The 9,799-nt window shown below is 76.9% G+C and carries 8 protein-coding genes; 1 reads left to right on the top strand and 7 read right to left on the bottom strand.

The window, feature by feature from the left end; all coding sequences use genetic code 11:
• Positions 1 to 130 precede the first annotated feature (130 nt).
• The 4 genes from ACWGKU_RS38755 to ACWGKU_RS38740 all read right to left on the bottom strand — a co-directional run bounded on the left by ACWGKU_RS38755 (position 131) and on the right by ACWGKU_RS38740 (position 4,337).
• Positions 131 to 1,036: a hypothetical protein gene (locus ACWGKU_RS38755; protein ID WP_452178920.1), complete on the bottom strand. Its 906-nt coding sequence runs from the start codon at positions 1,034 to 1,036 to the stop codon at positions 131 to 133.
• Positions 1,037 to 1,223: 187 nt separating this feature from the next.
• Positions 1,224 to 2,279 (bottom strand): N-acetylmuramoyl-L-alanine amidase, encoded by a 1,056-nt coding sequence (locus ACWGKU_RS38750; RefSeq protein ID WP_452178921.1) that lies wholly within the window; start codon positions 2,277 to 2,279, stop codon positions 1,224 to 1,226.
• 7 nt (positions 2,280 to 2,286) lie between these two features.
• Positions 2,287 to 3,546, bottom strand: a complete 1,260-nt coding sequence (locus ACWGKU_RS38745) for a hypothetical protein (RefSeq protein WP_452178922.1) — start codon at positions 3,544 to 3,546, stop codon at positions 2,287 to 2,289.
• Between the two features lie 137 nt (positions 3,547 to 3,683).
• Entirely contained in the window at positions 3,684 to 4,337 is a 654-nt protein-coding gene (locus ACWGKU_RS38740) for a class I SAM-dependent methyltransferase (RefSeq protein ID WP_359896888.1), read from the bottom strand.
• A gap of 285 nt (positions 4,338 to 4,622) precedes the next feature.
• On the opposite strand from ACWGKU_RS38740, the gene ACWGKU_RS38735 reads away from it, so the two are divergent.
• Positions 4,623 to 5,705: an alcohol dehydrogenase catalytic domain-containing protein gene (locus ACWGKU_RS38735; RefSeq protein ID WP_401052594.1), complete on the top strand. Its 1,083-nt coding sequence runs from the start codon at positions 4,623 to 4,625 to the stop codon at positions 5,703 to 5,705.
• A gap of 161 nt (positions 5,706 to 5,866) precedes the next feature.
• On the opposite strand, the gene ACWGKU_RS38730 is transcribed toward ACWGKU_RS38735, so the two are convergent.
• The 3 genes from ACWGKU_RS38730 to ACWGKU_RS38720 form a co-directional block, all read right to left on the bottom strand.
• On the bottom strand, positions 5,867 to 6,040 hold the full coding sequence (locus ACWGKU_RS38730) for a hypothetical protein (protein WP_401052591.1): 174 nt from the start codon (positions 6,038 to 6,040) through the stop codon (positions 5,867 to 5,869).
• 383 nt (positions 6,041 to 6,423) lie between these two features.
• A complete protein-coding gene (locus ACWGKU_RS38725) occupies positions 6,424 to 8,415 on the bottom strand; it encodes an alpha/beta hydrolase family protein (RefSeq protein ID WP_452178923.1) in 1,992 nt (663 codons plus the stop codon).
• Positions 8,412 to 9,491: a protein kinase domain-containing protein gene (locus tag ACWGKU_RS38720; protein WP_452178924.1), complete on the bottom strand. Its 1,080-nt coding sequence runs from the start codon at positions 9,489 to 9,491 to the stop codon at positions 8,412 to 8,414. The genes ACWGKU_RS38725 and ACWGKU_RS38720 overlap by 4 nt, the downstream gene beginning before the upstream one ends.
• Between the last annotated feature and the right edge of the window lie 308 nt (positions 9,492 to 9,799).

Raw genomic sequence — 9,799 nt, 5'->3', positions numbered from 1 at the left:
CGGCGGGCTTCGTGGCCCCCCTTGTGGCCGGGTGCGGGGGGTGTCTACGGGTTCGGCCGGCCCCGCCACCCGGGGTGGGGGGGGGGCCCGCCCCCCGGCCCCCCCCCCTCGCGGTACGCGCCCGCGGGCGTCAGCCGCGCTGGATGCCCGTGGTGTCGGCCAGCACGCCCTGGCTGCCGTCCGGCAGCTGCGCGACCAGCGCGGCGCCGCGCTGCTCGACGGCCAGGTACCAGGTGCCCGGCACGACCTCGCCGACCGGGGCGCCGGCCGGGTTGTCCTTCGGGGCCAGCTGGCGCGGGGCCGGGACGGCGAACCAGAACGGCTGGAAGTCCGCCGCCGGGGCGGCCGCCTGCTGCTGCGCGGCCGGGGCCGGCTGCGGCACCGGGGTGCCGGCGTCGTGCGGCTGGACCGGCTGGCCGGGCTGCGGCTGGCCGGCGCCCGGGTAGCCGTAGCCGCCCTGGCCGCCGAACGCCGGGTCGTGGCCCTGGGCCGGGTAGCCGTACTGACCGGACTGGCCGGGCGCACCCGGGTGACCGGGCTGGCCCGGGTAGCCGTACTGGCCGGGGACGGCCGCCGGGCGGTCGGAGACCAGCGGGGCCTTCAGTGCGGGCACCAGGGGGCTCGCGGCGGCCGCGCCGGCGAGCACGATCAGCGCGATGAAGCCGAGCCAGGCGCCGAAGCCGTGGCTGACGTTCGGGCCGTACGGGCTGGCGCCCAGGGACCAGACCGAGGTCCACAGCGCGGCGACCGCGAAGGCGATGCCCCACTGGTCCAGTCGCAGGCCGAGGACCTGTCGGTTGGCCGCGGCCTGGCCCTGGAAGCGCTGCACCAGGATCAGCGCGGCGGCGACGATGCCGAGCAGGTAGATCGAGGGCAGGACGGGGAACAGATCGGTGCTCCACGCGTTCTTTGAGGCGTCCGCACAGAGCCGACCGCTGCAGTCCGCGGCCAGATAGGGCAGGAAGGAGGCGATGAAGAGCAGGACGGCCGCGCCTGCGACGGCGGCGTCTCCCCTGGTGAGAGCGCGCAGATTCACTAACGTTCCCCTCGTTGACGTGTCGTGGACGGTGGTTCGTGCGGTCGGGCCGACCGGCCGAAACTCCCGAACGGACCAGAAGCCTAGGCCCAACCGTCCTGCCGGTGCACGGCGGGACCGGGAATGGGGCGAAGTCGTTGCAAACCGTGCGGTCCGGGCGGAGCGTCGTCCTCCGGGGGTGTGCGGTTCAACTCCCGTGTCGCTCTTCGGTCTTCTCTTGGGTCGTCAGGAACGCGGTCAGCGCGTCGGCGATCCCCTGGGCCGCCTGTTGGCGCCACTGAGGGTCCGTCATTCGCTTCGCGTCCGTCGAGTTGCGCATGTTACCGCACTCGATGAACACCTTGGGGACGGTGGAGAGGTTGAGGCCGCCCAGGTCGGAGCGGGTGTCCAGGCCGTCCTTGGCGATGTAGTCCGCGTACGGTTCGCCGGTCGCGGCGTGGAACCGCTCGCGCAGCAGGAGGCCGAGCCGGTGCGAGGGATCGACGATGGCCGCGTTGTCCGCCTTTCCGGCCACCACCCTGGCGGGCATGATCACGTGGAATCCGCTGCCGCTCGCCGGGCCGCCGTCCCCGTGCACCGAGAGTGCGACGTCGGCGTGCGCGTCGGTGCCCGCGCGGGCGCGTTCGTCGATGCACGGGCCCCAGGGGCGGTCGCCGTCCTGCGCCAGCACCACCTTGGCGCCCCGGGCGGTCAGGATGGCGCGGGCCCGGCGGGAGACGTCCAGGGTGTACTCGGCCTCGGAGTAGCCCGCGTTGGTCTCGGTGCCGGTGGTGTCGCACTCCTTGCGGGTGTTGCCGATGTCCACCTGGCGGTTGATCTCGGCGGTGTGGGCGGAGTTGCCGGGGTTGTGGCCGGGGTCGAGCAGGACGGTGCGGCCGGCCAGGCCGGTGGCGGTGTCGGCGGGCGGGGCCGGGGGCCCGGCCGAGGGGGCGCCGCCGGTGGGGCCGCTGTCGGTGGGCGCCGGCGCGACCGGAGGGGTGAGGGGTGTGCCGGTGGCGGCCGGCTGGTCCGTGGCCGGCTGGTCCGTGGCCGTCGGAGCCGTGGTCGGAGCCGGGGGTTCGGCGGCCGGGGCCGAGCCCGGGGGCGATGTGGCCGGGGCCGCCGCGGCGCCCGCCGGGCCGGAGTGGTCGAGGGCCCGCCAGCCGAACCAGCCCGCCGTGCAGAGCGGAACGGCCACGGCCGCGGCCGTGGTGGCGCGCAGCAGGGCGGAGCGGCGGGGCGGTCGGGCGGCGGAACCGGTCACTGGTCGGTCAGATCCTGTCCTGGGTGCGCGGAGTCAGACCGTAGTTCTTCGCGATCACGTTCCACTTGGTCATGAAGTCCGTCTTCGCCTGGGTGGCCTTCGGGTTGAGCTCGTCCGCGCGCTTCTTGTCAGGGGTGGCCGGGGCCCTGCCGGTGCAGCCCTGGGCGGCGACGGCGCGCGCCCAGCTCGCGTACGCCTTGTCGATGTCGGCCGACAGCTGCCAGGCGGACTTCAGCGAGTTCACCGCGTCCGCGCCGCCCGGCACGTCCGTGACGGTCAGTTGGGAGAGCTTGGCCAGCAGGGCGGCCCGCTGGCTCGCGCCGTTGTCGAAGTCCTGCGCGGCGCTCTCGATGTCGGCCTTCGGCGGGCAGCTGGTCACCTTGGCGACGGCGCTGCCGATCGGGGCCTTGGCGTTCTCGCCCTCGCTGAGCAGACTGTCCAGCGCCTGGGCCTGCGTGCCGGCGGCCGGGCCGGGGCCGGTCGCGGTCGGGGACGGCGTGCCGGTGGGCGAGCCGGAGGCGCTCGCGGCGGCGCTCGGTGCGCCGTCCGTGCCCGTGGGCGCGGGGGCGGGCGGCAGGTTGTCCGGGCCGGTCGCCGGGGCGGAGGCCGGGGCGGGCGCGGCCCGGTCGTCCTTGTCGCCGCCCTGGAGGGCGAACAGCAGGCCGCCGCCGATCGCCAGCACCAGCAGCAGGGCCGAGCCGATCAGCAGCGGGGTCCTGCGGCTGGTGGGCCGGTCCTCGTCGTCCCCGTGGCCGGTCGGATGGTCGGGCTGGGTGCCGTAGGGGGGCTGGGTGCCGTAGGGGGGCTGGGCGCCGTACGGGGACTGCGGCGGGGCGGCGGGCGGCTGCAGGAGGTAGTCGTAGCCGGGGGCCTGCTGCGGCGCCTGCTGCGGGGCGTGGGACTGCGGACCCGCATGGGAGGGGAACGGCGAGGCCGGGGGCGGGGCGGCCGGGGGCGGCGGGGTGGCGGGGAACAGCCGGGCGGTCGGCGGATCGTAGCCGGGCGAGGCGGCCAGGTACGGGCGGGCGCCCAGCGGCGGGCCCTGGTCGCCGACGGCGCCGGGCACGGACGGCGGGGCCATCGGGCCGGGGTGGGCGGCGGCCTGCGGAACCGCGGACTGCGGGGCTGCGGGAGGCTGGGGGGCGACGGGTGCCCCGGGGGCGGACTGCGCTTCGGCCGGGCGCTGCGGGCCGCGCACCCAGCCGCCGGCGCCGCCGCGCGCGGTGGGGTCCCAGACCGCCGGGGCGCTGTTCTGCTGGTCCGTCATGTCGCTGCTGGCCCCCACCGTCCGCCGATGCCCTGCGCTCTGCCTGGTGCTGCGCGGCCACCGTACCGTTCGAACCCCCGCCCGACAGCCCTGGCACGACGTTAGAGCATCGGTGCGGGGACGCGGGAACGAACGCGCTACCGGGCGGCTCGGCGCAGGACCCGCAGGGAGCCCGTCACCGAGACCTCCTCGAAGCCCTCGGCCAGCGCCCGCAGGTACACCCGGTACGGGGCCTGGCCGCCGTCCGCCGGATCCGGGAAGACGTCGTGCACCACCAGCAGGCCCTCCGGCGCCAGGTGCGGCACCCAGCCCTCGTAGTCGCCGGTCGCGTGCTCGTCGGTGTGCCCGCCGTCGATGAACACCAGGCCCAGCGGGCGCCCCCACAGCGCGGCGATCCGCGGCGAACGGCCGACCAGCGCCACCACGTGCTCCTCCAGCCCGGCGGCGTGCAGGGTGCGGCGGAACCTCGGCAGGGTGTCCATCAGCCCGACCTCGGGGTCGACCAGCGTCGAGTCGTGGTACTCCCAGCCGGGCTGCTGCTCCTCCGAACCGCGGTGGTGGTCGACGGTCAGCGCGACCGTCCCGGCCTCCCGCGCCGCCGCCGCGAGCAGGATCGCCGAGCGGCCGCAGTAGGTGCCGATCTCCAGCACCGGCAGCCCGGTGCCGCGCGCCACCGCCACCGCCGCCGCGTACAGCGCGAGCCCCTCGTCCACCGGCATGAACCCGGTGGCCTCCTCGAACGCCGCCAGCACCTCGGGCGCCGGCTCGGCGCTCAGCAGCAGGTCGGACATGCGGTGCTCCTCGGGGGTCGGGACGCGGGCGGACGTGCACGGACCCTACTCGACGGTAGCGGCGGGGAGAGCGGCGGGGACATCGGCGACGACGTCGGTGGGGACGCCAGCGGGGGTATCGACACGGTGGTGATCATGGCGTGTTCCGGTGGTGGAAGGACAGTGAATCCGCACAGTTCCGCCGGCCGGTCGTTGTGGAACGCGTTCTCGTCGCGCCGCGCCGCTCGTGCCAGAATCGGCGCGACCGCCGATCCGAGGAACACCAGGCACCCCGGGAGCAGCACCATGCGCGCAGCCGTCCTGCACAAGACCGGCCAGGAGACCCTCGACGTCCGCGAGGACGTGACGGCCGTGGGCTTCGGGCCGGGCACCGTACGGGTCCGGATGCGCGCCGCCAGCCTCTGCCACTCGGACCTCTCCGCGATGAGCGGCGTGCTGCCGCAGCCCGCGCCGTTCGTCCCCGGGCACGAGGGCGCCGGGGACGTGGTGGAGGTGGGCGAGGGCGTCACCGGCCTCGCCGCCGGTGACCGGGTGGTGCTCTGCTGGATGGCCCCGTGCGGACGCTGCGACCACTGCCGCCGGGACCGCGGCCACCTGTGCATCGCCAGCCTGCGCGCCCTCGGCGCCCCGGGCTTCCGGATTGCCGAGGGCGAGCTGAACGCCTCCGGCTTCTACGGCACCGGGGCCTTCGCCGAGGAGGTCGTGGTCGCGGCGAACGCCGTCATCAAGGTGCCCGCCGACCTCCCCTACGAGGCCGCCGCGCTGATCGGCTGCGGCGTGACCACGGGCATCGGCGCCGCCGTGAACACCGCCCGGGTCGAGCCCGGCGCCTCCGTCGCGGTGATCGGGGCGGGCGGGGTCGGCGTGGCCACCGTGCAGGGCGCCCGGGTCTGCGGCGCCGGCCGGATCACCGTCGTCGACCCGGTGGCCTCGCGCCGCGAGCGCGCCCTGGCCTTCGGCGCCACCGAGGCGATCGCGCCCGAGGAACTGAAGGCGGCGGCCAAGAAGCTGCCCGGCGGCGGCTTCGACTACGTCTTCGAGGCGGTCGGCCGCGCGGCCACCGTCCGGGCCGGCTACGAGGCCGCCCGGCGCGGCGGCGCGGTGGTGGTCATCGGCGCGGGCGCGCAGGACGACCTCGCCCAGTTCACCATGGGCGAGCTGTTCTTCAACGAGAAGCGCCTGCTGCCCTCGCTGTACGGCGGGGCGACGGTGACGCGCACCATCGGGCTGGTGGTCGACCTCTGGCGGGCCGGGCGGATCGACCTCGACGGGATGGTCACCCACCGGGTGGGGCTCGCGGACGTCAACGAGGCGATCGCGCAGATGCGCAGCGGCGAGGCGCTGCGGACGGTCGTCACGATGGACTGAGGGCCGGGCCGGGGCGGGATCCGGGGACGGCCGGGCGGGCGGGGAAGAGCGAGGGCCCGCCGGGGGAGTCCGTGATCTCCGGGGCGGGCCCTCGGGCGCGGCACCGCTGTGCGGTGCTGCTGCGCGGTGCCCTTGGTGCCGACGCCCTGGTGGTGGTGCGGTCAGCCCCGCGCGCCGGCCGCGCGGTGGCGGCCGTGCGGGTCGGTCTCCGGGCTGTCGTCGGCGGCGGAGCCACCGCGGTGGCGGCCGTGCGACCCGGTGTCCTTGGCCGTCTTCTCGTCGGCGTCGGTCCCGGTAACCGCGGGTCCGGTGGTGTCGGTGAGGGTGTCGGACATGAGATTCGTCTTTTCCGTGCGGAGGGTGCGGGTCATCGGCGCCCGGCCGGCGCCGGTGGCGCACGGTCGGGTCCCCGATCGGGTGCTCGGTACGCGCCCGTAGCCGGTGATCACGGCCCGTGCCCCGGCCACCATAACGGCCGGGACGGGCGAGATCCTATCGAGATCCTGACGCGAGTCCCGTGCTGGTCCGGGGCCCGGAGCCGGGCCGGCGGCGCACCGGCTCGCGGTGGACCGGGGCGGTGCCCGAGGGTCGCCGGGCGGGGCCGACAGCCCGCGCTCACCTGCGGAGAGTTCACTCGGATCGCCCAGCGCGGCGTCGGGGCCGCCCGGCCGCGCGGGAGGATCCGGGAGTCCGTGATCTTCGGCGGGCGGGCGGCGGATCAGCCCGGACGGCCGGTCCGCAGGAACGTGGCCAGCAGCTCGTGCAGGACGGCGGCGCCCTCGTCGGCGAGCACCTCGTGCCCGGAGCCCGCCGCCTCGACGTACCGGAAGTCCTCGCCCTCGACCCGGCCGATCCGCAGCAGTTCGTGCCGCAGTGACCGGGACTGGCTCACCGGTACGACCTCGTCCCGGTTGCCGTGCACCATCAGCAGCGGCGCGCTCAGCCGGTGTGCGAGTTGCAGGACGTCGCGCGGTCCGCGGGCGTCGGCGATCGGCTCGCCACCTCCCAGGCGGGTGGCCAACGCCCCTACGGGGGGCGCCGCTTCGGCCAGCAGCCGGGCGCCGGACAGGAACGGTGCGACCACCGCGCAGCGGGCGACCTGCCCGGCCGGCGCGTGCGCGGCCGCCAGCAGCGCCAGGAAGGCGCCGTAGCTGACCCCGAAGAGGGCGGGCGGCTCCAGGCCCAGGGCGGCGCGCTGGCCCGCGATGCCGTCCAGCAGGTACAGGACGTCGTCCAGGTCGGGGCCGCCCCAGGCGCCCCGGATGGCCAGCGCGTGCGCCACGCCGTAGCCGGTGGAGCCGCGCTGGTTGGGCGCGACCACCGCCAGGCCCTCGGCGGCCATCCGCTGCAGCGCCGGATCGAACTCCAGCCGCCAGGCGTCCGCCGGGCCGCCGTGCAGCGCCAGTACCAGGTGCGGGCTGCTCAGCCAGGTGTCCCCGCCGTACACCACGGCCTCCAACGGGCCTGCGGAGCCCGCCAGTTCGAGGCTCTGTGCGGGCTGCCAGCGGCCGCCGTCGCCGGGCGGGGTGCTGCCGTCCAGCCGCCAGCCGGGCGGTGTGGTCCGTACCGGGCGCATCCCGCCGGGCTGCCAGGGCAGGACGGTGTCCCGCCACGGGCCGGGCAACCCCGAGGCCAGCGGCGCGAGTTGAAGCGGCAGCGGTACCGGGGCGGAGGCGGCCGGGAGCGGGCCGTGCGCCAGCAGCGCGTCGACGTCCAGGGTGGCCAGCGCCGTCGGATGGTCGGGCGAGGAGTACGGCAGCCGAAGCCCGGCCTCGCCCCAGTGGCCGACCGCGCCGAGCCGCCCGGGCGGCGCCGGCAGCGGGTCCAGCCGTCCGGCGGCGGGCCGCCACAGCGCGAGTGTCGAGCCCGCGCCGTGGTCGATCTGCACCGCGACCCGGGGGCCGTCCGCCGCCACCCGCAGGGCCACCGGCCGCAGGAGCATGCCCGCGACGTGCAGGCACTCCGGGAACCGCAGCGGCTCCCCGGTGCCGAGGAGGCCCCAGCCGAGCCGGTCGGTGCCGGGCGCGTCGCTGCGCACCATCGCGAACCGGCTTTCCGGGTCGAACAGGACGAGGCGGTCGTTGCTGTGCGGGCCGATCTCCAGCAGCGGGGTGGTGCGGCCGGTGCGCAGGTCGAGCACCACGCTGCGGACCAGGCCGTCGTTCACCCGGTCCAGCGCGAGCAGCGTGCCCGTACGGTCCAGCCAGGTTCCGCCGCCGTGCAACCCGGGGATCTCGGCGACCTGTTCGGGCTCGCTGCCGTCCGTCCGCACCAGCCAGGCGGTGGTCGCCGGGCGGGTGTCGCTGCCGAGGGCGACCGCCACCGGCGTCCGCGGCCCGGCCCCGGCCGGTGCCGGGAGCGGCAGCACCCGCAGTCCGGCCATCCTGAGCGCACCCAACGGCTGTTCCACGGCGGAGCTTGCGCCCGGCGTCAGGCGGGTCAGGTCGTGCCGGTCGCCGTCGTGCCGACAGATCAGCACCGAGCCGTCCGGCAGGGCGACCAGCTGCGAGCGCAGGCTCTCCGAGCGGTTGCCGGGCAGTGCCAGTGCGGTCGGCGCGGCCGGCCCGCCGTCCTGCGGAAGCCGCCAGCTCTCCACGTACCAGCCGCTGTCGGCGGAGGAGGCGAGGCAGGCGGCGTGGCTGCCGTCGGCGGCGAAGGCGAAGCTCAGCCGGCGCAGGGCCTGGGTCACGGTCCGGGTGGCCACGTTCATGCTCCGCTCACCCCGGTGGTGCCGGCCGGGCGCGCGGCGCCGGACGGGCCTGTCGTGTCCGGCCGGAGCCGGGGGCCGCCGTGGCGCAGCCGCGGCAGGAAGGCCGGCGGGCCTGCCGCGCCGGTGCCGTAGCCGGGGGCGCGGCCGGCCCCGGTCCCGTCCGGGAGCACCAGGAGGTCGTCGCGCAGCGCCGTCCGCACCCGGGCCACTCCCCACCGCTGCCGCGGATGCTCGGCGCGCAGCCCGAGGATCGCCGGCGCCAGCCGCCGGGCCGTCCCGCCGGTCCTGGCCGCGAGGGCGAGCCAGCGGCCGAGGCGTTCGGCGACCGGGCGGGCCTGCGGGAGGTCCTCGGACAGCAGCGGGTCGTGGCCGGTGGCCAGCAGGAAGAGCAGTCCGCCGAGGGCGTACAGGTCGACGGCCGGATCGGCGACGCGGCTGCGGTCGGCGGCGGCGAGCCGGCCGGGCCCGTGCTCGGGGGCGCGGTAGCCGGGGGCGCCGGCCGAGCCCGCGGGCCGTCCGGTTTCGGCGGCGAGTTCGAGGTGGGCCAGCCGCAGCGTGCCGTCCGGGCGGACCATGACGTTGCCGGGGGAGAGGTCGCGCAGCACCAGCCCCTGGGTGTGCACCTGTTCGACGAGGTCGAGCAGTCCGTGCGCCACCGGCCCGGCCTCGGCCCAGCCGACGTCGGGGCTGCCGTCGCGCCGCAGCCGCGCGGCCACCCAGTCGTCCAGGGGCTGCCCGGCGATTCGTTCCTGCACCAGGAAGACGGAGTCCTCCTGCTCGATCAGTTCGACGGCGAGCGGCGCCAGGCCCTGCCCCGCCAGCCGGGCGAGCAGCGCGGCCTCGTGCCGCAGCGCGTCGCGGGCGTCGGTGCCGGCCCGGTCCACCCCCGTGTGCGCCCGGGCCTGCTTGACCACGACCTCGGCACCGCTCGACACCTCCCGGCCGAGGAACACCCCGCCCTTCGCGCCGTGCCGGACGGCGGCGGTCAGCGCGTACCGCCCGGCCAGCAGCACCCCGCCCCGGCGCTTCGCCCCGGCCGAAGGGGCCGCGGCGGAAGCGGAAGAAGGGGCAGGCACGGAGGGAAGCGCCTTGCCGGAAGAAGGGGCAGCGCCGGAAGAAGGGGCAGGAACGCGCGGCGAGGACGCGGGCGGCCTGGCCGTGCGCCGGAAGCCGCCGGCGGTGACGTCCCGGTCACCGCCGCCTCCCCGGCCTCCGGCACCGGTCAGTGCCGCCCGCGTCGTCTCCGGCCACGAACCCGCCGCATCCGGTCCGCGCTCCACCGATCCCCTGCCCCCGGCCGCACGCAGCGATGTGCCCGCCCTCATTCGCCACCACATCCCTTCGTCTCCGCCGCCGCGCCGGGTGCCCACTGCTCGCGGCACCC

The organism is Kitasatospora sp. NPDC054768, assembly GCF_053612025.1.
The sequence above is the reverse complement of the archived record's forward strand: the minus strand, read 5'-3'. Positions and strand labels throughout refer to the sequence as shown.

Bases quoted from the DNA above. Each gene is read 5' to 3' on its own strand.
- ACWGKU_RS38730 (WP_401052591.1), bottom strand. From the start codon at position 6,040: ATGTCCGACACCCTCACCGACACCACCGGACCCGCGGTTACCGGGACC.
- ACWGKU_RS38735 (WP_401052594.1), top strand. From the start codon at position 4,623: ATGCGCGCAGCCGTCCTGCACAAGACCGGCCAGGAGACCCTCGACGTC.
- ACWGKU_RS38725 (WP_452178923.1), bottom strand. From the start codon at position 8,415: ATGAACGTGGCCACCCGGACCGTGACCCAGGCCCTGCGCCGGCTGAGC.
- ACWGKU_RS38740 (WP_359896888.1), bottom strand. From the start codon at position 4,337: ATGTCCGACCTGCTGCTGAGCGCCGAGCCGGCGCCCGAGGTGCTGGCG.
- ACWGKU_RS38745 (WP_452178922.1), bottom strand. From the start codon at position 3,546: ATGACGGACCAGCAGAACAGCGCCCCGGCGGTCTGGGACCCCACCGCG.